The following is a 22,539-nucleotide window of genomic DNA, read 5'->3' on the forward strand; positions in this document are numbered from 1 at the left end:
ACCTACGATCCGCTCCGCCACACCGCCGCCATGCTTCATCTCGCAAGCGTCGGGGGTTGACACAGGATGTCTCATGCCCGCCGCTCCAGCACCGAGAGGTAGCGCTCCATGCAGCCGCGCAGCTTCTTGAGGCCGTACCGCAGGCGGCTGCGCACCGTCTCGAAGTTGATCTCGAGCGTCTGCGCCATCAGCTCGACGGTGAAGCCCTCCTCGTGGTGCAGCAGGAAGGCCGAGCGCTGCTCGTCGGGCAGTTCGTCCAGGCAGGCGAGCAGGCGGCGGCCGGCGGCGCGCCAGAAGGCCAGCTCCTCGGCCGAGGGATGGGCTGCGTCGGCGGCGGGCGCGGACCCGCCGCCCACCAGCCCGCGGCTGAACAGGCGCGCGGCCTCGAGGCCGTCGCCGTCCTCGTCGTGGGCATAGAAGGCGACTTCGCGGCCGCTCAGGCGCAGGCGGTCCATCGCCAGGTTGTGGGCGATGGTGAAGGCCCAGGTGCGCCAGCTCGCGCCTTGCGGCGAGAAGCTCTGGCGCGCCGCGATGACGCGCATCCAGGTCTCCTGGAACACCTCCTCGACCTCGGCCGCGAGGCGCATGCCCATCAGCCGCCGCACGAAGCGGAACAGCGCGCTCTCGTGGCGCGCGTAGAGCGCATCGAAGGCGGTCGTGTCCCCGGCGGCGTAGGCGAGCATCAGTTGGTCGTCCGGCATGGTGTCGTGGAGCGCGGGGTTCGCGGCGGGTGGCGCAAGCATCGGCAGATTTTCACCTCTCGTTCTACGGACGACGGCGTCGCCCGGGGTTAGCGATGCCTCGAAAAAAAAGCGGCGCTAACCCGCTTCGCGTCCGGCGGCCGTATCAGCTTGCATCCACAACCGGAGCTGCAGATGAATCCTCGCCCTTCCCACCTCTTCCAACGCTCGCTGGCCGCGCTGCTGTGCGCCCAGCTCCTGCTCGCCGGCTGCAGCACCGGTGCCACCGAGATCGCGCCCGGCCCCACGCGCTGGCCGACGCCGGCACCGCAACCCGAGCCGCCGCGCTTCCCGACGCCGCAGTGGCCGGCCCCGGTCGCGCGGGCGGCCCCGAACTTCGAGGCTCCTTCGGCCACCCACTGCGCGCGGCCGGTGCAGACCACCGAGACGCCCGGGCGCATAGCGGGCCAACGCGACGAGGCCTTTGCCGCCGGTGGCTACGGCGCGGCCCGCTCGTCGTCGGCTCGCGAGGAGCGGGCCCGCCGGACGGCACCCGGCGAAGCCTCGGCCGACGTCGCGGCGGCGATGCCGGCACCCGCCAGCCCCCCGCCGCTCGCGCGCGCCGGCAAGGAGGCGCTGGCGGCCGAAGGCGAGGCCGCGCCGCGATTCGCACCGCCCGCGCCTGGCGCGCAACCGATGCAGCGCCCGCGTCCGCCCCAGGAGATCGTGACCGCCGGCGTGGTGGACGACAACGCCGACTTCAGTGCCTATTTGCAGTTCCGCCAGCGCACCCAGGTCGTCCACCGCGCGCGCGACGTGAGCGAGCGCTACCTGCTTCAGGTGCGCAACACCCGCGGGGCGCCCGTGCCGGACGCCGAGGTGGCGGTGCAGGCACCCAGCGGTGCGGCCATGTGGGCTCGCACCGACGCGGCCGGCCAGGCCTGGCTGCATCCCAATGCCTTCGATCCTTCCGGCAGCGCTGTCTATGAGGTGGCCGTTCGCAAGAACGGGCGGCAGGGCACGAGCTTCTTGCGCCGTGGCCAGAAGAGCGGGGTCGACCTGGTGCTGGATGCGGCGCCGGCCGGACAGCGCGCCCGCCTGGACCTGGTCTTCCTGATCGACGCCACCGGCTCCATGGGCGACGAGATCGGCAAGCTCAAGGCCAGTCTGCGCAGTATTGCCGCCGAGGTGGCGCGCCTGCCGAGCCGGCCCGACACCTGTTTCGGCCTGGTGGCCTACCGCGACCGCGGCGACGAGTTCCTGGTGCGCCGCCACGATTTCACCAGCGACCTCGGCGCCTTCCAGTCCGTGCTCGACGCCCTGCAAGCCAACGGCGGCGGCGACTATCCCGAGGCGATGAACGAGGCGCTGAACGAGACCGTGCACCGGCTCAGCTGGCGCGGCAACGACACCACCCGCATGGTGGTGCTGCTGGCCGACGCGCCGCCGCACCTGGACTACGGCGGCCCGCAGTACGACGAGGACATGATGGCTGCGCTCGGCAAGGGCATCAAGCTGTTCAGCGTCGGCGCGAGCGGGCTCGACAAGCAAGGGGAATACATCCAGCGCCAGATGGCGCAGTACACCGGCGGGCGCTTCGTGTTCCTGACCTATCGCGAGGCGACCAATCCGGCCAGCGGGCCGGGACGCGAGACGGTGCACGACGTGAGCAACTATTCGGTGCAGACGCTGGACCGGCTGATCGTGCGCCTGGTCAGCGAGGAGCTCGCGAAGCTGCCGAAGGCCGGATGAAGCAGCTATAATCTAGGGCTCGGCTCTTTAGCTCAGTCGGTTAGAGCGATGGAATCATAATCCACAGGTCCGCGGTTCGAGTCCGTGAAGAGCCACCACCCACCAGGAAAGCCTGCTATCACATCGATAGCAGGCTTTTTTCTTGGAGCCGACTCGTCAAGCGGGTCTGGCATGTGACGTGCGCATTGTCCGACACCTTTCCGCGCGCGCATCGTGACGATGGCTGCTTCCCCCCAATCGTTCCCGGAGCACGCCAGATGGATTCACCGGCTGCAGCAGTGCACAAGAGCTATCAGCGCTTCTTTGCGTGGACCTTCGTGCTGGCGACGGTGCTGGCCGCCACGCTGATCTGGATCGAGCTCGCCTTCCCGCCGGAGCCATGGGTCTACCCGGCGCCGGCATCCGCAGCGGCCGCACCGGCGGCAGCCGGGTTCGATCTGCGTGACTTCCAGTTGCTCGTGACAGTCGCCGCGCTGATTGCCGCGATCGTCTCGCTGATCGGGTTTGTCGTGACCGCGCCCCTGGCCTGGTTCGACGCTCGCAAGGGCCGTTCGCAGGCGGCCGTGGAGCTGGCGCTCAAGCGGCAGGATCACATCAACTGGCTGGCGGCGGAGCGGGCCGGCACTTGGCCGAGCAGCCTCACGTCAATGCCCAGGATGCGCGCCCGGGTGCACAGCCGGATGCCCCGGCGCATCCACGGCGGCGCGCATACGGGCTGAACAGCGCCGGCTTCTCTACTGTTGTTGCTCCCTGGGCCGGAATGCGCCCAGGAACTCGGCGGTCTTGTCCACCGGCTGTGGCTGGATCGCGGTTCCCGGAACGGAAACACCGGAGGCCGTGATCGACACGCTGCCGGGTGGCGCAGATGCCGTGCCGGCGCCGTTGCTCTTGCACCCGGCCAAGCCGGCCACCAGAGCCATCAGGCCTGCCACCACGCTCCACGATCTGTTCACTGCCAGCTCCTCGACGGCGCCGGCGTCAGGGGCTCAGCGCTGTCAGCATGCTAACACTTAAGTACTCATTTTTCCAAAAAATCAGAAATCAGTACTAATATTCTGCCGCATCACTTCACTGAAAGGTACGGAGAATTTATTACATGCTCTTTGGCCGTCCTGGATCCGAGGAAGAGTCCGATCACAGCAGGCTTGCGCCGCTCAACCCGGCCCACCTGACGCATGAACCGGCTCGCAGGCGCTGGTCATGGGCACGCTTTGTCGGCGGGGCCGTCTTGGGGGTCCTGGTGGTGGAGGTCTTCCGGCGCGTGGTGGGTCTGTAGAAGACTCGACCAGGGCCTCAGCGCCCGGCCGATACCGCCAGACTCGGAATGATCTGCTCGCCGTCGACCGGGGCGTCCGCCTGGGCCAAGATGCGCTGCAGGATCGCGGGAATTTCGAACACGGCGCGGTTCTGCACCCGGAAGGTCGCCGCGCGATAGCGCTCGAGGTCGCGGACCAGTTCCTCGACGGCGCCCGGCACCTTGGCATAGCTGGAACGGACCAGCCCCACCCCCTGCTCGCGCACCCACTGGGCGTTGTAGCGCTCCTGCGGCAGGGTCCAGCTGTTGCACACCACGATCACCGGCAGGTGCAGTTGCACGGCCTCGCTGACGCTGCCCGGCCCCGGCTTGCCGATGAAGAAATCGGACAGCTGCATGTAGTGGGCGACGTCGGGCGTGAAGCCCAGCACCAACCGCGGCGCCTTGGCCGGCTGCGCGCGCAGGGCCATGGCCAGCGACTCGTTTTGGCCGCAGGCCAGGATCAGTTGCACGTCGGGCAGCCGTTTCGCGATGCCCAGCATGGCCCTGGAGCCCTGCCCACCGAACAGCACCAGGCCGGTCGGACGATCCGGGTCCAGCCCCAGGCGGCGGCGCTCCGCGGCCTGGTCGATCGGCTGGGTCTCGTAGAAGGCAGACCGGATCATCATGCCCGAGGTCAGATGGATGCGATCCTCGGCGTAGCCCGCCGCCCGGGCCTGCTGCACCGCCTTCTGCGAGCCGCATACGAGGTACTGGTCCTGCCCCTTCTCGATCCAGAAATGCGGCGGATGGTCGGCCAGGTCGGTCAGCACCGTCACGTAGGGCACGCCCGGCAGCGCGGTGGCGACCGATTCGTAGAGCGAGCGGTTGAAGTTGGGGATCAGCGAGATCACCATGTCCGGCTCGGTCGCCAGCCAGTGCTGCTGCAGGGGGCGCACCAGTTTCGGCCTGGCCCACCGGATCACGGCCTGCAGGACCTTGAGCTCGTGCGTCAGGCCCAACGTCCAGCCGCGGGCGAGTCGCTTGTTGTAGACGTCTTCCGGATCCATGCCGGTCAGCTTGCGAAAGCCGTCGTTCGGATCGAGCACCTCGCGCAGGTTGACCAGGCGCACGGTCCACGGCAGCCCTGCGCGCTGGATCGCGGCCTCCAGCGCCAGCGCGGAAGCGCGATGCCCGCCACCGGCATTGAAGTAGACCAGGTCGACGGTCCGGCGAGCCTCGGCGCGCGCCCCCGTCATGCGTGCACCGGCTCGCGCCGGGAAGCTGCGCGGCCGGTCCGCGTCGTGACCGGCATGTGCTGGGCCCAGTGCAGGATCTCGAGCGTGCCGTCGGCATGCTCGGCCAGCGCCGTGAGACTCTCGACCCAGTCGCCGTCGTTGGCATAGAGGATGCCGTCGACGTCGCGCAGCTCCGCATGGTGGATGTGACCGCAGACCACGCCCTGCAGGCCGCGCTTGCGTGCCTCGCGCGCCACCGCGGCCTCGAAGTCGCCCACGTAGCTGACCGCGCGCTTGACCTTGAGCTTCAGGTACTTCGACAGCGACCAGTACGGCAGCCCCATGCGTGCGCGCAGCGAGTTGAGGTGGCGGTTGAGCTTGAGCGTGAACTCGTAGAGCGAGTCGCCGACGTAGGCCAGCCACTTGGCGCACTGGATCACGCCGTCGAACAGGTCGCCGTGCATCACCCACAGCTTGCGGCCGTCGGCGGTCTCGTGGATCCATTCCTCGGCCACGTCGATGCCGCCGAAGTTGTGGTGCAGGTACTTGCGGGCGAACTCGTCGTGGTTGCCCGGGATGAAGATCACCCGCGTGCCCTTGCGCGCCTTGCGCAGCAGCTTCTGGATCACGTCGTTGTGCGCCTGCGGCCAGTACCAGTGGCGGCGCAGCTGCCAGCCGTCGATGATGTCGCCGACCAGGAACAGCGTCTCGCACTCGGTGTGCTTCAGGAAGTCGAGCAGCGCCTTGGCCTGGCAGCCGGGCGTGCCCAGGTGCAGGTCGGAGATCCAGAGGGTGCGGAAGCGCTTGGGCGGACGCGAGACGTCCTCCTCGTCCGCTCCCGGGACGGTCTCGGCCGTGTCGCGCCATGCACGGAGAAAGGCGTCATCGCGTTGCATGGGTGGTCATCGTCGCCAGGGCGGATGACGCAGCCATGGCGGCGCGGTGAAGCTTCGGTGACAGGGCCGGGAGCGCCGCGGCGGGTGTCACGCGTCCGCGTGGCAGCGGTGGATCTCGATGGTCGAGTGCCGGATTTCCTCGTGCATGGCGAAGGTCGCGCGCACGTCATCGGGTGTCAGCGTCGACGAATGCGTGACAACGGTGAGCGCACAGGCATAGGCGCCCTGGCCGACGCGCCACACGTGCAGGTCGGCGATCCGGGTTTCCGAATCGGCCAGGCCCTGCTCCACGCCTTCGCGGATCTCGTCCACCACCGGGTGATCCATCTCGCGGTCGAGCAGCACCTTGCCCGTCTCCATCAGCAGGCCGCGCGCCCAGCTCGCCACCAGCACGGCGCCGACGATGCCCATCAGCGGATCGAGCCAGGCCCAGCCGTAAAACCAGCCGCCGGCCAGTGCGAGGATCGCGAGCACCGAGGTGGCGGCATCGGCGAGCACGTGGAGGTAGGCCGAGCGCAGGTTCAGGTCGTGGCCGTGCGCCTGGCCTTCGTGACCGTGATGGTGGTGGTCGTCGTCGTCGTGGTGATGGTGGTGCGCTCCGCCCAGCAGCTTCGCGCACAGGAGGTTGATGGCCAGGCCGGCCACCGCCACCACCATCGCCTCCTGGTAGTGGATGGGCGCCGGCGCCCACAACCGCTCCAGCGAGCCCACCACCATCAGCACTGCGACGCCCAGCAGGAACATTGCGCTGGCGAAGCCGCCCAGCACCTCGATCTTCCAGGTGCCGAAGGCGAAGCGCCGGTCGCCCGCGTAGCGCCGGGCTGCTGCATAGGCGAAGGCGCTGAGCCCGATCGCGACCGCGTGCGAGCTCATGTGCCAGCCGTCCGCCAGCAGCGCCATGGAGTTGAACCACCAGCCGGCGCCGATCTCCATCAGCATCGCGGCCGCGGTGATCCACATGACCAGCCGGGTGCTGCGCTCGGCGTCGCGGCGGTCCTCCTGGAAGCGGTGCTCGTGCTGCCAGCCGCTCAGATCACGGGTATGCATGGGAGGTCAGTTGCCGAACATGTCCCCGTCGCGCTGCGGCGCGGCGACGCCCAGGTGCCGGTAGGCGGCCAGCGTGGCGATGCGCCCGCGCGGCGTGCGCTGCAGGTAGCCCTGCTGGATCAGGTAGGGCTCGATCACGTCCTCGATGGTGCCCGGCTCCTCGCCGATGCTGGCCGCGATGTTGTCCAGGCCGACCGGCCCGCCGTCGAAGCGGTGGATCACCGCCTCCAGCAGCTTGCGGTCCATCAGGTCGAAGCCCTGCGGGTCGACGTCGAGCATGGCCAGCGCCTTGTGCGCCAGCTCCACGGTGATGCGGCCGTCGCCCTTGACCTGCGCGTAGTCGCGCACCCGGCGCAGCAGGCGGTTGGCGATGCGCGGCGTGCCGCGCGAGCGGCGCGCGATCTCCAGGCCGCCGGCCTCGTCCGTCGGCACCGAGAGCAGGCCGGCGCTGCGGTGCACGATGCGCGCCAGCTCCTCGGCCGTGTAGAACTCCAGCCGCGCGACGATGCCGAAGCGGTCGCGCAGCGGGTTGGTCAGCATGCCGGCGCGGGTGGTGGCGCCGACCAGGGTGAAGGGCTGCAGGTCCAGCTTGATGCTGCGCGCGGCCGGACCCTCGCCGATCATGATGTCGATCTGGTAGTCCTCCAGCGCGGGATAGAGGATTTCCTCGACCACCGGCGAGAGGCGGTGGATCTCGTCGATGAAGAGCACGTCGTTGCGCTCGAGGTTGGTCAGGAGCGCCGCCAGGTCCTTGGGTTTCTCCAGCACCGGGCCCGAGGTCTGGCGCAGATTCACGCCCAGCTCGGCCGCGATGATGTGCGACAGCGTGGTCTTGCCCAGGCCCGGCGGGCCGAAGAGCAGCACGTGGTCCAGCGCCTCGGCGCGGTGGCGCGCGGCGCCGATGAAGATCTCCAGCTGCTCGCGCACCTTGGCCTGGCCCACGTACTCGTCGAGCAGCTTGGGCCGCAGCGCCCGCTCGATCGCCTCTTCATTGGGCGAGGCGGGGGCGGCGGAAATCACGCGCTGCGGGGCCGGGGCGAAATCGTCGGTCTGGATGCTCATGAGGGGCGTAGGCTGGACGGACAGTTTAGTCGGCCGAACGGCCGGCCGGGCTTCGGCGGCGGACTGGCCACGCAGACTGTGCTGCAGAATGCGCCACCGAGGAGGATGGGGTCTTGTCCATCTATGAACTGAAGCCGCGATTCCAGGCCTTGCTGCGCCCGCTGGTGCGGCGCCTGCACGCCATGGGCGCGACCGCCAACCAGTTGACCGTCGCGGCCTGCGCCATCTCGGTCGCGCTGGGCCTGTGGCTGTTCTTCGCCGCGCCCGGCCCGGCTGCCTTCGCGCTGATCCCGCTGTGGATGTTCCTGCGCATGGCCTTCAATGCGATCGACGGCATGCTCGCCCGCGAGCATGGCCAGCAGAGCGCGCTCGGCGCCTTCCTCAACGAGCTGACCGACGTGCTGTCGGACGCGGCGCTCTACCTCCCGTTCGCGCTCGTCGCGCCCTTCAGCCCCTTCTGGGTCGGCACCGTGATCGTGCTGGCGGGCCTGTCCGAATTCACCGGTGCACTGGGCCCGACCGTGGGCGCCACGCGCCGCTACGACGGGCCGATGGGCAAGAGCGACCGGGCCTTCGTGTTCAGCGCGCTGGGCCTGTACATTGCGCTCGGCGGACCGCTACCGGCCTGGAGCGCCCTGCTCATGCCGATCGTGGCGGCGCTGGTCGCCTGGACCATCGTCAACCGCATCCGCCGCGCGCTGGCCGAGGCGCCGCGCCGCGCCTGAAAAACACAGAAGAAAAAGGAAGCCGATGACGCCGACGAGCGACGCCCGCACGCCCCAGGAGCACCATTTCCAGACGCACGACGGCGTCTCGCTGTTCTACCGGCACTGGCCGGCGACCGGCGGCACGCGGCGCGGCGCGATCGTGCTGTTTCACCGCGGCCACGAGCACGGCGCGCGCATGGCGCACCTGGTGGACGAGCTGGCGCTGCCCGATTTCGACTTCTTCGCCTGGGACGCACGCGGCCACGGCCGCTCGCCGGGGCAGCGCGGCTTCAGCCCCGGCTTCGCGACCTCGGTGCGCGACGTGCAGACTTTCATCGAGCACATCGGCCGCGCGCACGGCGTGCCGCCCGAGGACATCCACGTGGTCGCGCAGAGCGTGGGCGCGGTGCTGGTCGCGACCTGGGCGCACGACTATGCGCCCCGGGTGCGCGGCCTCACGCTCGCCTCGCCGGCCTTCAAGGTCAAGCTGTACGTGCCCTTCGCCCGGGCCGGGCTGGCGCTCATGCACAAGCTGCGCGGGCTCTTCTTCGTCAACAGTTACGTGAAGGCGAAGTTCCTCACCCACGACCCCGAGCGCATCGCCAGCTACGAAAGCGACCCGCTGATCACGCGGCCGATCGCGGTCAACATCCTGCTCGGGCTGTACGAGGCCGCCGAGCGCGTGGTCGCCGATGCCAACGCCATCACGCTGCCGACGCAATTGCTGATCTCCGGCGCGGACTGGGTGGTGCACCGCCAGCCGCAGGATGACTTCTTCGACCGGCTGGGCAGCGCGGTCAAACGCAAGCTGGAGCTGCCCGGCTTCTTCCACGACACGCTGGGCGAAAAGGACCGCGCCCCGGCCGTGCAGGCGATCCGGGAATTCGTGCTGGCGCTGTTCGACCAGCCACCGCAGCCGGTGGACTTGCGCGGCGCCCACCTGAACGGCGCGACTGCCGACGAGTCGCGCGCCCTGGCCGAGCCCCTGTCCGCGCTGTCCCCGCGCGGCGCCTACTGGGCGCTCACGCGTGCAGGCCTGCGCTTCGGCGGCCTGCTGTCGCGCGGCGTGAAGCTGGGCCACGAGACGGGTTTCGACTCGGGCAGCACGCTGGACTACGTCTACCGCAACGAGGCGCAGGGCGCCGGTCCACTGGGCCGCATGATCGACCGGACGTACCTCGAGTCCATCGGCTGGCGCGGCATCCGCCAGCGCAAGATCCACGTGGAGGAACTGCTGCGCAAGGCGATGGAGCTGCTGGCCGAGCGGCATCGCGAGGTGCGCCTGATGGACATCGCCGCCGGCCACGGCCGCTACGTGCTCGACGCGGTGCTGTCCAGTCCAGTCAAGGCCAGCTCGATCCTGCTGCGCGACTACAGCGACATCAACGTGCGCGACGGCCGCACCCTGATCGCCGAGAAGGAACTGCAGGACAGCGCGCAGTTCGTGCAGGCCGACGCCTTCGACCGCATGAGCCTCGCCAGCGTGGTGCCGCGGCCCACGCTGGCGGTGGTCTCGGGCCTGTACGAGCTCTTTGCCGACAACGAAATGGTGAGCCGCTCCCTGGCCGGCGTGGGCGATGCGGTGGAGGACGGCGGCTACCTGGTCTACACCGGCCAGCCCTGGCATCCGCAGCTGGAGATGATCGCGCGCGCCCTCACCAGCCACCGGCAGGGCCAGGCCTGGGTGATGCGCCGCCGCACGCAGGCCGAGATGGACCAGCTGGTCGAGGCCGCGGGCTTTCGCAAGATCGAGCAGCGCATCGACGAGTGGGGCATCTTCACGGTCTCCCTGGCGGTGCGCACCGGGCCATGAGCGCCACTCGGCCGCGCCCCTGGAAGCGCGCCGCCGCCTGGCTGGCGCTGCTGGGCCCGCTCTTCTATGTGACCTACGGCTTCGCGAACTGGTGGGCATCGCGGCAGGCGGCGGTGCCGGCGCTCGTCTTCGGCTGGGAGCGCGAAGTGCCCTTCTGGCCCTGGACCATCTTTCCCTACTGGACCATCAACGCCTTCTACGCGCTCTCCCTCTTCCTTGCGCGCAACCGCCACGAGCTGGACCGGCACGCGGCGCGGCTGCTGACGGCGCAGGCCGTGGCAGTGAGCTGCTTCATCCTGTGGCCGCTGCGCTTCAGCTTCGGCCAGCCGGCCGTCGAGGGCGCGCCCGCCTTCCTGTTCAACGCGCTGCGCGGGTTCGACCAGCCCTTCAACCAGGCGCCCTCCCTGCACATCGCGCTGGCCGTGATCCTGTGGGACTTCTACCGGCGCCGCATCCAAGCGCCCTGGGCGCGCGCCGTGCTGCACCTGTGGGCCTTCGCGATCTGCGCCTCGGTGCTCACCACCTGGCAGCACCACTTCATCGACATCCCGACCGGCGCGCTGCTGGGCCTCGTCTGCGTGTGGCTCTGGCCGCTGGAGCGCGTGGTGTCGCTGCCGCACGGCTGGCGGCTGGCGCGCGATCCGCAGCGCTGGAAGCTCGCGGCGTTCTACGCGGCGGGCGCCCTGCTCTTCCTCGTCGCCGCATTGGCCCTCGGAGGCATGGCCCTGTGGCTCGCCTGGCCGGCGCTCGCGCTGATGCTGGTCGCATTCAACTACGCGGGCTTCGGCGCGCGCGGCTTCGGCATGGACCGCCAAGGCCGCATGCGCTGGAGCGCGCGCTGGCTCTTCGCGCCCTACCGCCTTGGTGCCGCCCTCAACGCCTGCTTCTGGACGCGCGGCCTGCCGGCCTCGGTGGAAGTGGCACCGGGCCTGCGCCTCGGCCGACGGCCCAGCCACGCCGAATGGGAGGCGGCGGGCCGCCCCGGGCTGGTCGGTCTGTGCGCTGAGCTGCAGCTGCCAGCCGTGCCCACGGCCCGTTGCGTGCCAATGCTGGACCTGGTGCTGCCGCCCGCGCAGCAGTTGCGCCGGGCCGCTGCCGTGATCGAGGGACTGCGCAGCCGCGGCCAGCCGGTCTGGGTCTGCTGCGCGCTCGGCTTCTCGCGCAGCGCGGCGTCGGTGGTCGCGTGGCTGGGCCTGCACGGGACGGCCGCCAGCCTCGACGCGGCGCACGCGGCCGTGCGGCAGGCGCGCCCGCAGATCGTGCTGCGCAACGGCTGGCTGGCGCTGCTGGACCAATTGACTTCCGGGAAGGTTCGCCATGAATGACGACGACCGCGCCTTGTGCGCGACCACTGCCGGCCTGTTGCAGGCCGGCAGCGTGCTGGCGACGTGGGGCCTTGTGCTGTCCCTGGTCTCGGGCCTGGTGCTGGCCCTGACCGGACGCTCCCTGCCCTCCGCAGCCTGGACCGCCTTCGCAGTCGTTGCGCTGATCGGCCTACCCGAGCGCTACCTCGCGCTGCGCATCCGGCTGGATTCGGCGCTGTTCGACGGGCTGGCCAAGGACACGATTCCCTCGCCAATCGCCATGGACCGCGCGCTCGAGACGCTCGGCCTGCGCCGCGCCGCCGACGGCAAGCGCGCCCTGGCCGATCGCGTGCTCGGCGCCCGCCAGCTGCTGCAGCGCCATGGCATCGCCGTGGTCGCGCAGACCGTGGTCTTCGCGATGGCGCTGGCGATGCAAGACTGGAAATGAAGCTCTCCCCGCCACTCATGAGTTCCACCGCCCCCAGCCTGCCACGCCAAGCGGCCGCCCTCGTCTCGGCCTGGCTGATCGTGCTCTTCGCCAAGCTGCTGACCGGCGTGCGCGCCATCTGGAGCGGCACCGGCCCGAAGGCCGAGCAGACCCTCTACTTCGCCAACCACACCAGCCACGGTGACTTCGTCCTGCTGTGGGCCACGCTGCCGCCCGACCTGCGCGCGCTCACGCGTCCGGTCGCCGGGCAGGACTACTGGGAGGCCTCGTCGCTGCGCCGCTTCATCGGCCGAGACGTGTTCAACGCGCTGATGATCCGGCGCGACAGCAGCGCCGCGCCGGGCAGCGAGGGCGCCGTCAACCCGGTCGACCAGATGAAGGAAGCGCTGCAGGGAGGCGATTCGCTGATCATGTTCCCCGAGGGCACGCGCAACATCGGCGAGGAGGTGCTGCTGCCGCTCAAGAGCGGGCTCTACCACCTGGCGCGCGCCTGCCCGCAGGTGCGGCTGGTGCCGGTGTGGATCGAGAACCTCAAGCGCGTGCTGCCCAAGGGCACGCTGGTGCCCGTGCCGCTGGCCTGCACCGTACGCTACGGCGCGCCGATCGCGCTGGAAGAAGGCGAGGACAAGGCCGCCTTCATCGCCCGCGCCCGGGCCGCCATGCTGGACCTGCGGCCCGAGTACGACCGTTGACATGACGCTCACCCCCAGGCTCCCCCACTTCGTGTGGTCCGCCAACCCCCTCACCGGGGGCAACACCAGCGGCCCGGCAAAGCCGGTTCCGCGGTGTTCCACGAACATGCACTGCGCATCGGAGAAACCGAGGTGACCCTCAATGCTTCCACCCATGCCACCTGGATGCTCTTCGGCGGCGTCGCCGGCGTGCTGATCCTCGCCTCCGCCATCGGCGCGCTGCTCAAGTGGCGCGTGGCGGGGGGCGGGCCCCATTCGGTGATCGACAACCTCAACGCGCGGGTCAAGGCCTGGTGGGTGATGGTCGCCGTGATCGGCCTGGCCTTCGCGTTCGGCAAGGGCGGGGTGATCGTGCTGTTCTACCTGATCTCCTTCTACGCACTGCGCGAGTTCATCAGCCTGGCCTACACCCGCCGCGGCGACCACCACGCGATCGCCGTCGCCTTCTTCATCGCGCTGCCGGTGCAGTACTTCCTGATCTGGATCGAGTGGTACGGGCTCTACGCGATCTTCATTCCGGTCTATGCCTTCCTGATCCTGCCCATCCTCGCCGCGGTGGGCGGCGATACCAAGCGCTTCCTGGAGCGCACGTCCAAGGTGCAATGGGGGCTGATGGTCTGCGTGTTCTGCATCAGCCACGTGCCGGCGCTGCTGACGCTTCCGATCCCCGGCTTCGAGGGCCGAAACCTGCTGCTGATCGCCTTCCTGGTGATCGTGGTGCAGGGCAGCGACGTGCTGCAGTACGTGTGGGGCAAGCTCTTCGGCCGGCGCAAGGTGGCGCCCGAGCTTTCGCCCTCGAAGACCTGGGAGGGCCTGGTGGGCGGGGTGGCCAGCGCCACCGCCCTGGGCGCCGCGCTCTACTGGGCCACGCCCTTCAACCCCTGGCAAGCCGCCCTGATGTCACTCACCATCTGCGTGATGGGCTTCTTCGGCGGCCTGGTGATGTCGGCGATCAAGCGCGACCGCGGCGTGAAGGACTGGGGCACCATGATCGAGGGCCACGGCGGCATGCTGGACCGGCTGGACTCGGTGGTCTTCGCTGCGCCGATCTATTTCCACGCGCTGCGCTTCTGGTGGACGCCGTAGCGCGCGGCCGCTACTTCGCCAGGGCCTTCAGCGCCAGCTTGATCCCCTCGCCGACCGCCACGTCCTTCGGCAGGGCTTTCAGCGCCGCCGCCGCCTCCCGGTCGCTGTAGCCCAGCGCTACGAGCGCCTGGAGGATGTCGGCCTGCGCATCGGTGGCGGCATGGGCCGGCGCACCGATCTCGGCGCCCAGCTTGCCCTTGAGTTCCAGCAGCAGCCGCTCGGCGGTCTTCTTGCCGATGCCGGGGATCTTCACCAACCGGCCTGCCTCCTGCAGCGTGACCGCCTGTGACAGCTCGGCCACGCTCATGCCGCTGAGCAGGCCGAGCGCGGTGCGCGGCCCCACGCCCGAGATCTTGATCAGCTGACGGAAGGCCGCGCGCTCGGCGGCGGTGCCGAAGCCGTAGAGAATCTGCGCATCTTCGCGCACCACGAAATGCGTCAGCAGCGAGACGCGCTCGCCGGCACCGGGCAGGTTGTAGAAGGTGCTCATCGGCACATCCACCTCGTAGCCGACGCCGTTGCAGTCCACCACCACCTGGGGCGGGTTGCGCTCGGCCAGGATGCCGGTGAGTTTGCCTATCATGGGTGCCCTTTTTCGAGAAATGAAGTCCGCGTGATTCTGCGACACACCTTCGCCCCGCCCAACAACGCCCGCCTCTCGCACCTCTGCGGGCCGCTGGACGGACACCTGCGGCGCATCGAGGAAGCGCTCGACGTCAAGATCGCGCACCGCCACGAGCAGTTCAAGGTCGAGGGCCACAAGGCCAACGCGCAGCGCGCGATGGAGGTGCTGCAGGCGCTCTACGAGATCGCGCAGCGGCCGATCGACGCGGCCGTGGTCCAGCTCACGCTCGCGGGCGACAGCTCGCTCGGCGAGGACGAGGACGGCGCAGTGACCCTCGCGACGCGGCGCGCCGGCCTGAAGGCGCGCACACCCAACCAGAGCGTCTACCTGCACAACATCGCCAACCACGACATCACGCTGGGCATCGGTCCGGCCGGCACCGGCAAGACCTACCTGGCGGTGGCCAGCGCGGTCGACGCGCTGGAGCGCAGCGCGGTGCAGCGCATCGTGCTCACCCGACCGGCGGTGGAGGCCGGCGAGCGGCTCGGCTTCCTGCCGGGCGACCTGACGCAGAAGGTGGACCCATACCTGCGCCCGCTCTACGACGCGCTCTACGACCTGATGGGTTTCGAGCGCGTGCAGAAGGCCTTCGAGCGCAACACGCTGGAGATCGCGCCGCTGGCCTTCATGCGCGGGCGCACGCTCAACAACGCCTTCGTGATCCTGGACGAGGCGCAGAACACCACGCCCGAGCAGATGAAGATGTTCCTCACCCGCATCGGCTTCGGCGCGAAGGCGGTGGTGACCGGCGACGTGAGCCAGATCGACCTGCCCAAGGCGCAACTGAGCGGCCTGGTCGATGCGGAACGCGTGCTCAAGCGGGTCAACGGCATCGCCATCACGCATTTCAACAGCGGCGACGTGGTGCGGCATCCGCTGGTGGCCCGCATCATCGATGCCTACGACGGCGCGCGCAAACGCACCGCCGGTCAGTGATGGCACTGGCCGACCTGTCGCTCTCGCTGCAGTTCGCGCGCTTGCGCGACGTGGCACGGCATCGTGCGGCGCTGCCGCGGCATCGGGTCGCACGCTGGATCCGCCATGCGCTGGAGGCCGATGCCGAGATCACTGTGCGCATCGTCGACGCCGAGGAAGGTCAGCAGCTCAACCGCGAGTTCCGCGGCAAGGACTACGCGACCAACGTGCTAACCTTCGATTACGCGCAGGCCCCGGTGGTGATGGCCGACCTGGTGCTGTGCGCGCCCGTGGTCGCACGGGAAGCGAAGGAGCAGCGCAAGACCCTGGCCGCGCACTACGCGCACCTGCTGGTGCACGGCACCCTGCATGCGCAGGGCTGGGACCACGAGACCGGCGAGGCCGACGCCGAGGCGATGGAGGCGCGCGAGATCGAGATCCTCGCGCGGCTCGGCATCCGCAACCCCTACTGAATCTGCAGGGGGATGGTGACCGGCCCGTCGTTCACCAGCCGCACCTGCATGTCGGCGCCGAACTCGCCAGTGGCGACGACAGGATGCGCCTCGCGCGCCCGCGCCACGAAGTACTCGTAGAGCCGCCGCCCCTCGTCGGGCGGCGCCGCCAGCGTGAAGCTGGGACGGTTGCCGCCGCTGGTGTCGGCCGCCAGGGTGAACTGGCTCACCACCAGCAGGCCGCCGCCGATGTCCTGCACGCTGCGGTTCATCTTGCCGGCCTCGTCGGAGAAGACGCGCAGCTTGAGGATCTTCGCCAGCATCCGGTCGGCCAGCGCATCGTGGTCGCCGCGCTCGGCGCACAGCAGCACCAGCAGACCTGGGCCGATGGCGCCCACCGTCCGCGCCGAGATGTCGACGCGCGCCTCGGCCACGCGTTGCAGCAATGCCTTCACGATTCGCTTTCCTCCATCCGGGTGGCGCGCGCCTCCATGCCCAGCGGCAGCAACTGGATCGTCACGCGCAGGCCCGGCATGGCATCCATCAGTGTCTGCTCCAGCGTGTCGCGCAGGCCCGCGGCCCGCTGCAGCGACCAATCGCCGGGCACGTGCATGTGCAGATCCGCGAAGCGTCGCTGGCCGGCGCGGCGGGTCACGATGTCGTCGAAGCGCAGTTGCCGGCCTTCCGGCACGCTGGCGGCGAACTGCTCGAGCGCGGCGTGCAGCAGGGCCTGCGACGCGGGATCGAGGGCCTCGTCCATCAGGCCCTGCGAGGAGCGCCAGACCAGCTTCACGCCTTCGCGCGCGATGTTGAGCGCCACGCCGATCGCGAGCAGCGGGTCGAGCCAGAGCCAGCCCGTCAGGCCGACCGCGACGATGCCCACCAGCACCGCGGCCGAGGTCCAGACATCGGCCATCAGATGCTTCGCGTCGGCTTCCAGCGCGATCGATCGATGGGTGCGCGCGGCGCGGAACAGGGCGATGGCCAGCGCGGCATTGAGCCCCGAGCTCAGCACCGACAGCGCCAGGCCCCAGCCCAGCTGCTGCAGTGGCTCGGGCGAGAGCAGGCGCACCACTGCGGCCCATGCAATGGCACCGGCCGCGGCAAAGATCAGGATGCCCTCGAAGCCCGAAGAAAAGTATTCGGCCTTGTGATGGCCATAGGGATGGTCCTCGTCCGCCGGCCGCGCCGCGATCGTGACCATGGCCAGCGCGAACATGGCGCTCGCCAGGTTCACGAAGGACTCCATCGCATCGGAGATCAGCCCCATGGAGTTCGTCAGCCAGCCGGCCACGCTCTTGAGCACGATGGTGACCAGCGCGACCGCGATCGAGGCGCGCAGCAGCATCTGGGGGCTCAATGCCCGGGGTGAGGAAGGAACCGAAGCTGGCAAGAAGGACTCAGAGCAGCGCCGCTGGCGGGTCGCGGATTATCGCGTCGGCGCGGTTCGCGCCGGGACGTCGCGTACCATCGGCGGCCAGTTCGAGAACTTTCGTGTTGCAACACCTATGAAGAATCGCATTGCTGCGGCGCTGTGTGCCCTCCTCCTCGCCAGTGCAGGCGCGCTGGCCCAGACCGCGACCAGCCCGGCGCCGCCCGTCGCTCCGCCGGGCGCAGAGCACGCTGGCATCCTGAAGACGGTGCGCGGCAAGGTGCAGTTGCTCGGCGCCGACGGCAACGCACGCACGGCGCAGGCCGGCGATCCCGTGGCGCCCATCGACCGCATCCAGACCGACGCCGACTCTGCCGCCAGCCTCGTGCTGCGCGACGGCACGACGCTGGTGATCGGACCCTCGTCGCGCCTGGACCTGAAGCAGTTCCACTTCGACTCGACCACGCGCGACGGCGGCCTGCTGCTCTCGCTGCTGCGCGGCTCGATGCGCATGGTGACGGGCCTGATCGGCAAGACGCAGCCGGATGCGGTGCGCGTCGAGACCCAGACCGCCACGATCGGCATTCGCGGCACCGACTTCATCGTGCAGGCGGACGCTCCCCAGTGATGGTGCGCCGCCGTCTCGCCCTCGCCGCCTCCATCCTGTCGGCCCTGCTGCTCGCGGCCTGTTCCACGCCTTCGATCACACGTGTGGTGCTGCTGCCGCAGGCCGACGGCTCGGCCTCGGCGGTGGTCGTGCGCGGCAACAACGACACCGAGGAGACCCTCTCCCAGCCCTACCAGCGGGCGACCGCGCGCAGCCGCGGCGGCCCGGTGATCGACAAGGCCGACCCGGCCCGGCTGCAGGCCGAAAACAAGGCGCTGTTCGAGCTGCTGCCCCCGCCGGCGCTCAATTACACGGTGTACTTTGACACCGGCGGTGCAGTACTCACCGGCACCTCGCAGATCGCCATGAACGAGGCGCTCAAGGCCGCGCAGGCGCGCAGCGGTGGTGAGATCGTGGTGACGGGCCACACCGACACCATCGGCACCCAGGCACGCAACGACGACCTGTCGCGCCGGCGGGCCGAGCAGGTGAAGCAGCTGTTCGTAACGCGCGGCTTCCCGGCGCAGCGCATCGAGGCGGTCGGCCGCGGAGAGCGCGACCTGGCCATTCCCACGGCCGACGAGGTCGAGGAACCGCGCAACCGGCGCGTGACCATCGAAGTCCGCTGACGTCGCGCCCGCTCAGCTCAGGGTCACACGTGCGAACTTGCGCTTGCCGACCTGCACGACATAGGTGCCGGCGCCGAGCTTGAGGCCCTTGTCGCTGACCACGCCGGAATCCACCCGCACGCCGCCGCCGTCGATCAGGCGGTTGCCTTCCGAGGTCGAGGGCGCCAGGCCCGCCTGCTTGAGCAACTGGGCGATACCCAGCGGTGCGCCCGGCAGCGCAACCTCGGGGATCTCGTCCGGCACCCCGCCCTTGCTGCGGTTGATGAAGTCCTGCTCGGCTGCCTCGGCGGCCGCGGCATTGTGGAAGCGCGCCGTGATCTCCTTGGCCAGCGCCACCTTGGCATCCTTGGGATTGCGCCCGCCGGCGACCTCGGCCTTCAGCGCCTCGATCTCGGCCAGCGAGCGGAAGGACAGCAGGGTGTACCAGCGCCACATCAGCTCGTCCGAGATCGACAGCACCTTGGCGAACATGGTGTTCGGCGCCTCGGCGATGCCGATGTAGTTGTTCTTGCTCTTCGACATCTTCTCGACGCCGTCCAGCCCCTCCAGCAACGGCATGGTGAGGATGCACTGCGGCTCCTGACCGTACTCCTGCTGGAGATGGCGGCCGACCAGCAGGTTGAACTTCTGGTCGGTCCCGCCCAGTTCCAGGTCCGACTTCAGGGCCACCGAGTCGTAGCCCTGCATCAGCGGATAGAGGAACTCGTGCACCGAGATCGACTGCCCGGCCTTGAAGCGCTTGTGGAAGTCGTCGCGCTCCATCATCCGCGCCACCGTGTACTTGGCGGCCAGCTGGATCATGCCGCGGGCCCCCAGTGGATCGCTCCACTCGGAGTTGTAGCGGATCTCCGTCCTGGAGGGGTCCAGCACCAGGCTGGCCTGACGGTAGTAGGTCTGCGCATTGGCCTCGATCTGCTCGCGCGTAAGGGGCGGCCGGGTGCTGTTGCGGCCCGACGGGTCGCCGATCGTGGTGGTGAAGTCGCCGATCAGGAAGATCACCTGGTGGCCCAGATCTTGCAGCTGACGCATCTTGTTGAGCACCACCGTGTGGCCGATGTGGATGTCCGGCGCGGTCGGGTCCAGGCCCAGCTTGATGCGCAGCGGCTGGCCGGTGGCTTCCGAGCGCTGGAGCTTCTTGACCCAGTCGTCCTGGGGGAGCAGCTCATCCGTTCCACGAAGCGAAATTTCGAGAGCTTGTCCTACTCCGTCAGACAGACTTGTGGATGTAACAAAACCGGGTTTCATGACTTTTTGGGGCAAATTTCACTATGTCCGAAGATATACTCAGCCCGACTTTTTCAAGCGCCGGATTCTAAGCGGCGCTTTTTCCGCACCGCCCTGCCCCCCGTCCGACACGGCCTCCTGCAGCGCGGATCTGCAGAACCTGAGCTGGAATTCGTAGTTTGATCAACGGCATCCTGGCCGCCGAGGAAGCGTTTGCATCCAAGGTAGCCCATACCTTCCGCACCTATCCCCGGCAGATCACTGCGGCCATCGCCGCGCTGCTGCTGTGTGCCGGCGGCGGTGCCTTCGCCGTCGCCTCGCTGGGGCCCGATGCGTCCGAACTCCCCGTCAAGCAGGTGTTCGAGTCCGTCAAGCCGCTGGCCTTCGCCGACCAGGTGGAGGCGCTCGACACCCACGGCTTCACCCTCTTCCGCACCGAGATCACCCGCTCGAGCGACACCGCCGAGGCGCTGCTGCGGCGCCTGGGCATCGCCGACGATGCGGCCGCCGCCTTCGTGCGCGGCAATGCCGAGGCCCGCATGGCCCTGCTGGGCCGCGCCGGCCGCACGGTCACGATCGAGGCCACGCAGGACAACAGCCTCGAGAAACTCAGCGCCCGCTGGATTCCCGATGGCAACGGCGGTTTCAAGCGCCTGGTGGTCGAGAAGGTCGGCGGCAGCTTCCGCGCCCGCACCGAAACCGACGCGCTGACGCCCGGCACCCGGCTGGCCAGCGGCATCGTGCGCAGTTCCCTCTTCGCCGCCACCGACGACGCCCGCATCCCTGACCCCGTCGCCAGCCAACTGGCCGACATCTTCTCCGGCGACGTCGACTTCCGCTCGCTGCGCAAAGGCGACCGCTTCGCCGTCGTCTACGAGACTTTCGAGGCCGATGGCCAGACGCTGCGGACCGGGCGGGTCCTGTCGGCCGAGTTCGAGAGCAACGGCAAGCTGCACCAGGCGCTGTGGTTCCAGGAGCCCGGCCAGAAGGGCACCTACTACCGGCCGAACGGCGACAGCCTGCGCCGGGCCTACCTGGGCTCCCCGGTCGAGTTCACGCGGGTTTCCAGCGGCTTCGCGATGCGCATGCATCCGATCCTGAACAGCTGGCGCCAGCACAACGGCATCGATTTCGCGGCACCGACCGGTACCGCCGTGCGCGCCGTGGGCGACGGCACGGTGGAGTTCGCCGGCGTGCAGAGCGGCTACGGCAACATCGTCATCGTCAACCACCGCAACAACCAGCAGACGGCCTACGCGCACCTCAGCCGCATCGACGTTCGGGTCGGCCAGACGCTGAGCCAGGGCCAGACCGTCGGCGCGGTCGGCTCCACCGGCTGGGCCACCGGCCCGCACCTGCACTTCGAGTTCCGCGTCAACGGCGAATACCGCGATCCGTCGACCATCGCGCAGCAGGAAGGCGGCTCCCCGATTTCCGCGGCCGCGCGGCCGGCCTTCGAGCGGCTGGCGCTGGCCACCCGCACCGAGCTGGCGGCGGCCTTCTCCGTCGTCCAGGCGAGCGCCGACTAGCCCCTTCTCTCTCGCACCGGCATGGCTGAAGAGCTCTTCATCGGCCTGATGTCCGGCACGTCGCTCGACGGCGTCGATGGCGTCCTGGCCGACTTCTCCGGCGAGCGCATCACGGTCAAGGCCCACGCCGCCGCCAGCTTTCCGGTGTCGCTGCGCGCCGAGCTGATGGCGCTCAATACCTTGGGCGGCGACAACGAGCTTCACCGCGCCGCCCTGGCCGGCAACGGGCTTGCACGGGTCTACGCCGGCGTGGTCGAGCGCCTGCTGACCGAGACAGGCACCTCCGCCGACGCCGTGACCGCCATCGGTGCCCATGGCCAGACCGTACGGCATCGGCCCGGCGAGTTTGACGACGTGGGCTACACCCTGCAGATCAACAACCCCTCGCTGGTCGCGGAGCTCACCGGCATCTGCGTGATCGCCGACTTCCGCAGCCGCGACCTGGCGGCCGGCGGCCAGGGCGCGCCGCTGGTGCCGGCCTTCCACCGGGCGCTGTTCGCGCGCGGCGACCAGGCGGTGGCGGTGCTCAACCTTGGCGGCATCTCCAACCTGAGCCTCCTGCCGGCCGGCGCCGGCACGGTGCTGGGCTTCGACTGCGGGCCCGGCAACGCCCTGCTCGACCACTGGTGCCAGAGCCATATCGGCAAGCCCTTCGACACGGGCGGCGCCTGGGCAGCCAGCGGCACCGTCTTGCCCGACCTGCTCTCGCGCTGCCTGGCCGACCCCTACTTCGCCAAGCCACCGCCCAAGAGCACCGGCCGGGACCTCTTCAATCCGGCCTGGCTGGCCGCCCGCCTGGGCAACGCCGCCAGCCAGCCGGCCGACGTGCAAGCCACGCTGGCCGAGCTGACGGCCATGCTCTGCGCGACCGATCTGCAGCGCCACGGCGGGGACATCCGACTGCTGATCGTCTGCGGCGGCGGCGCGCTCAACGACCACCTGCTGTCCCGCCTGCGAGCCCTGCTGCCGGCGGTGCAGGTGCTCTCCTCGGCCGAGCGCGGCCTGCCGCCCCAGCAGGTGGAAGCGGCCGCCTTCGCCTGGCTGGCGCGCAGCACCATGCGCCGCGAGTCGGGCAACCTCGCCAGCGTGACCGGCGCGCGCGGAGCGCGCGTGCTGGGCGCGATCTACCCCGCCTGACGAGGACCCTGATATGGTCGCTCCCGTCAAGGGGCACGGATTGGTTGTTGATCCAGTGGCACGGGGTGATGCGGCCCAAGTCTGCTGCTG

Annotated in this window: 24 protein-coding genes and 1 tRNA gene; 15 read left to right on the forward strand and 10 right to left on the reverse strand. The window is 69.6% G+C overall.

The window, feature by feature from the left end; all coding sequences use genetic code 11:
• Positions 1 to 71: 71 nt before the first annotated feature.
• Complete coding sequence (locus tag A8M77_RS33250) at positions 72 to 743, reverse strand: sigma-70 family RNA polymerase sigma factor (RefSeq protein WP_238137063.1); 672 nt, start codon at positions 741 to 743, stop codon at positions 72 to 74.
• Between the two features lie 132 nt (positions 744 to 875).
• Between A8M77_RS33250 and A8M77_RS33255 the strand changes: the two genes are divergently transcribed.
• The 3 genes from A8M77_RS33255 (at position 876) to A8M77_RS33265 (ending at position 3,151) form a co-directional block, all read left to right on the forward strand.
• The gene (locus A8M77_RS33255) at positions 876 to 2,432 is read left to right on the forward strand and encodes a vWA domain-containing protein (protein WP_086925747.1); all 1,557 of its coding nucleotides are present in this window, start codon (positions 876 to 878) and stop codon (positions 2,430 to 2,432) included.
• Between the two features lie 21 nt (positions 2,433 to 2,453).
• A tRNA-Met gene (locus tag A8M77_RS33260) sits at positions 2,454 to 2,530 on the forward strand.
• Positions 2,531 to 2,689: 159 nt separating this feature from the next.
• The gene (locus tag A8M77_RS33265) at positions 2,690 to 3,151 is read left to right on the forward strand and encodes a hypothetical protein (RefSeq protein WP_086925748.1); all 462 of its coding nucleotides are present in this window, start codon (positions 2,690 to 2,692) and stop codon (positions 3,149 to 3,151) included.
• Positions 3,152 to 3,166: 15 nt separating this feature from the next.
• Here A8M77_RS33265 and A8M77_RS33270 read toward each other — a convergent pair whose 3' ends face one another.
• From A8M77_RS33270 to ruvB, 5 genes are all read right to left on the reverse strand, one after another.
• A complete protein-coding gene (locus A8M77_RS33270) occupies positions 3,167 to 3,385 on the reverse strand; it encodes a hypothetical protein (RefSeq protein WP_143694866.1) in 219 nt (72 codons plus the stop codon).
• 340 nt (positions 3,386 to 3,725) lie between these two features.
• Positions 3,726 to 4,925, reverse strand: a complete 1,200-nt coding sequence (locus A8M77_RS33275; RefSeq protein ID WP_086925750.1) for a glycosyltransferase — start codon at positions 4,923 to 4,925, stop codon at positions 3,726 to 3,728.
• Entirely contained in the window at positions 4,922 to 5,800 is an 879-nt protein-coding gene (locus A8M77_RS33280) for a UDP-2,3-diacylglucosamine diphosphatase (RefSeq protein WP_086925751.1), read from the reverse strand. The genes A8M77_RS33275 and A8M77_RS33280 overlap by 4 nt, the downstream gene beginning before the upstream one ends.
• An 87-nt stretch (positions 5,801 to 5,887) precedes the next feature.
• Positions 5,888 to 6,847, reverse strand: a complete 960-nt coding sequence (gene dmeF, locus A8M77_RS33285) for a CDF family Co(II)/Ni(II) efflux transporter DmeF (RefSeq protein ID WP_086925752.1) — start codon at positions 6,845 to 6,847, stop codon at positions 5,888 to 5,890.
• 6 nt (positions 6,848 to 6,853) lie between these two features.
• A complete protein-coding gene (gene ruvB / locus A8M77_RS33290; RefSeq protein WP_086925753.1) occupies positions 6,854 to 7,909 on the reverse strand; it encodes a Holliday junction branch migration DNA helicase RuvB in 1,056 nt (351 codons plus the stop codon).
• A 113-nt stretch (positions 7,910 to 8,022) separates the two neighbouring features.
• Between ruvB and A8M77_RS33295 the strand changes: the two genes are divergently transcribed.
• The 6 genes from A8M77_RS33295 to A8M77_RS33320 all read left to right on the forward strand — a co-directional run bounded on the left by A8M77_RS33295 (position 8,023) and on the right by A8M77_RS33320 (position 13,959).
• Positions 8,023 to 8,634 (forward strand): CDP-alcohol phosphatidyltransferase family protein, encoded by a 612-nt coding sequence (locus A8M77_RS33295; RefSeq protein ID WP_086925754.1) that lies wholly within the window; start codon positions 8,023 to 8,025, stop codon positions 8,632 to 8,634.
• Between the two features lie 25 nt (positions 8,635 to 8,659).
• Positions 8,660 to 10,429 (forward strand): bifunctional alpha/beta hydrolase/class I SAM-dependent methyltransferase, encoded by a 1,770-nt coding sequence (locus tag A8M77_RS33300; RefSeq protein ID WP_086925755.1) that lies wholly within the window; start codon positions 8,660 to 8,662, stop codon positions 10,427 to 10,429.
• The gene (locus A8M77_RS33305; RefSeq protein WP_086925756.1) at positions 10,426 to 11,754 is read left to right on the forward strand and encodes a phosphatase PAP2/dual specificity phosphatase family protein; all 1,329 of its coding nucleotides are present in this window, start codon (positions 10,426 to 10,428) and stop codon (positions 11,752 to 11,754) included. The genes A8M77_RS33300 and A8M77_RS33305 overlap by 4 nt, the downstream gene beginning before the upstream one ends.
• Entirely contained in the window at positions 11,747 to 12,181 is a 435-nt protein-coding gene (locus tag A8M77_RS33310) for a hypothetical protein (protein WP_086925757.1), read from the forward strand. Before A8M77_RS33305 ends, A8M77_RS33310 begins: the two co-directional genes overlap by 8 nt.
• Positions 12,182 to 12,198: 17 nt before the next feature.
• Positions 12,199 to 12,873 carry a lysophospholipid acyltransferase family protein gene (locus A8M77_RS33315; RefSeq protein WP_086925758.1) on the forward strand — a complete coding sequence of 225 codons (675 nt, stop codon included), beginning with the start codon at positions 12,199 to 12,201 and terminating at the stop codon, positions 12,871 to 12,873.
• Positions 12,874 to 13,038: 165 nt separating this feature from the next.
• Entirely contained in the window at positions 13,039 to 13,959 is a 921-nt protein-coding gene (locus A8M77_RS33320; RefSeq protein ID WP_086925770.1) for a phosphatidate cytidylyltransferase, read from the forward strand.
• 10 nt (positions 13,960 to 13,969) lie between these two features.
• On the opposite strand, the gene ruvA is transcribed toward A8M77_RS33320, so the two are convergent.
• Complete coding sequence (gene ruvA / locus A8M77_RS33325) at positions 13,970 to 14,542, reverse strand: Holliday junction branch migration protein RuvA (RefSeq protein ID WP_086925759.1); 573 nt, start codon at positions 14,540 to 14,542, stop codon at positions 13,970 to 13,972.
• A gap of 30 nt (positions 14,543 to 14,572) precedes the next feature.
• Between ruvA and A8M77_RS33330 the strand changes: the two genes are divergently transcribed.
• Together A8M77_RS33330 and ybeY are read left to right on the forward strand one after the other, a co-directional pair.
• Positions 14,573 to 15,520, forward strand: coding sequence for a PhoH family protein (locus A8M77_RS33330; RefSeq protein WP_086925760.1), 948 nt, complete (start codon positions 14,573 to 14,575; stop codon positions 15,518 to 15,520).
• A complete protein-coding gene (ybeY, locus tag A8M77_RS33335) occupies positions 15,520 to 15,972 on the forward strand; it encodes an rRNA maturation RNase YbeY (RefSeq protein WP_086925761.1) in 453 nt (150 codons plus the stop codon). The genes A8M77_RS33330 and ybeY overlap by 1 nt, the downstream gene beginning before the upstream one ends.
• Here ybeY and dtd read toward each other — a convergent pair.
• A complete protein-coding gene (gene dtd, locus A8M77_RS33340) occupies positions 15,966 to 16,406 on the reverse strand; it encodes a D-aminoacyl-tRNA deacylase (RefSeq protein WP_086925762.1) in 441 nt (146 codons plus the stop codon). The two genes, ybeY and dtd, sit on opposite strands and share 7 nt — an antisense overlap.
• The gene (locus A8M77_RS33345; RefSeq protein ID WP_086925763.1) at positions 16,403 to 17,299 is read right to left on the reverse strand and encodes a cation diffusion facilitator family transporter; all 897 of its coding nucleotides are present in this window, start codon (positions 17,297 to 17,299) and stop codon (positions 16,403 to 16,405) included. Before A8M77_RS33345 ends, dtd begins: the two co-directional genes overlap by 4 nt.
• A 160-nt stretch (positions 17,300 to 17,459) precedes the next feature.
• Here A8M77_RS33345 and A8M77_RS33350 point away from each other — a divergent pair, with 160 nt between their 5' ends.
• Together A8M77_RS33350 and A8M77_RS33355 are read left to right on the forward strand one after the other, a co-directional pair.
• Positions 17,460 to 17,951 (forward strand): FecR family protein, encoded by a 492-nt coding sequence (locus A8M77_RS33350; protein WP_086925764.1) that lies wholly within the window; start codon positions 17,460 to 17,462, stop codon positions 17,949 to 17,951.
• Positions 17,951 to 18,559, forward strand: coding sequence for an OmpA family protein (locus tag A8M77_RS33355; protein WP_086925765.1), 609 nt, complete (start codon positions 17,951 to 17,953; stop codon positions 18,557 to 18,559). The genes A8M77_RS33350 and A8M77_RS33355 overlap by 1 nt, the downstream gene beginning before the upstream one ends.
• 12 nt (positions 18,560 to 18,571) lie before the next feature.
• On the opposite strand, the gene tyrS is transcribed toward A8M77_RS33355, so the two are convergent.
• Positions 18,572 to 19,804, reverse strand: coding sequence for a tyrosine--tRNA ligase (gene tyrS / locus A8M77_RS33360; protein ID WP_086925766.1), 1,233 nt, complete (start codon positions 19,802 to 19,804; stop codon positions 18,572 to 18,574).
• 158 nt (positions 19,805 to 19,962) lie between these two features.
• On the opposite strand from tyrS, the gene A8M77_RS33365 reads away from it, so the two are divergent.
• Positions 19,963 to 21,312: a M23 family metallopeptidase gene (locus tag A8M77_RS33365; RefSeq protein WP_086925767.1), complete on the forward strand. Its 1,350-nt coding sequence runs from the start codon at positions 19,963 to 19,965 to the stop codon at positions 21,310 to 21,312.
• 21 nt (positions 21,313 to 21,333) lie between these two features.
• Entirely contained in the window at positions 21,334 to 22,449 is a 1,116-nt protein-coding gene (locus A8M77_RS33370) for an anhydro-N-acetylmuramic acid kinase (RefSeq protein WP_086925768.1), read from the forward strand.
• The last annotated feature ends 90 nt before the right edge of the window (positions 22,450 to 22,539 follow it).

The organism is Variovorax sp. JS1663, assembly GCF_002157355.1.
In the GTDB taxonomy this organism is placed as follows: domain Bacteria; phylum Pseudomonadota; class Gammaproteobacteria; order Burkholderiales; family Burkholderiaceae_C; genus Variovorax.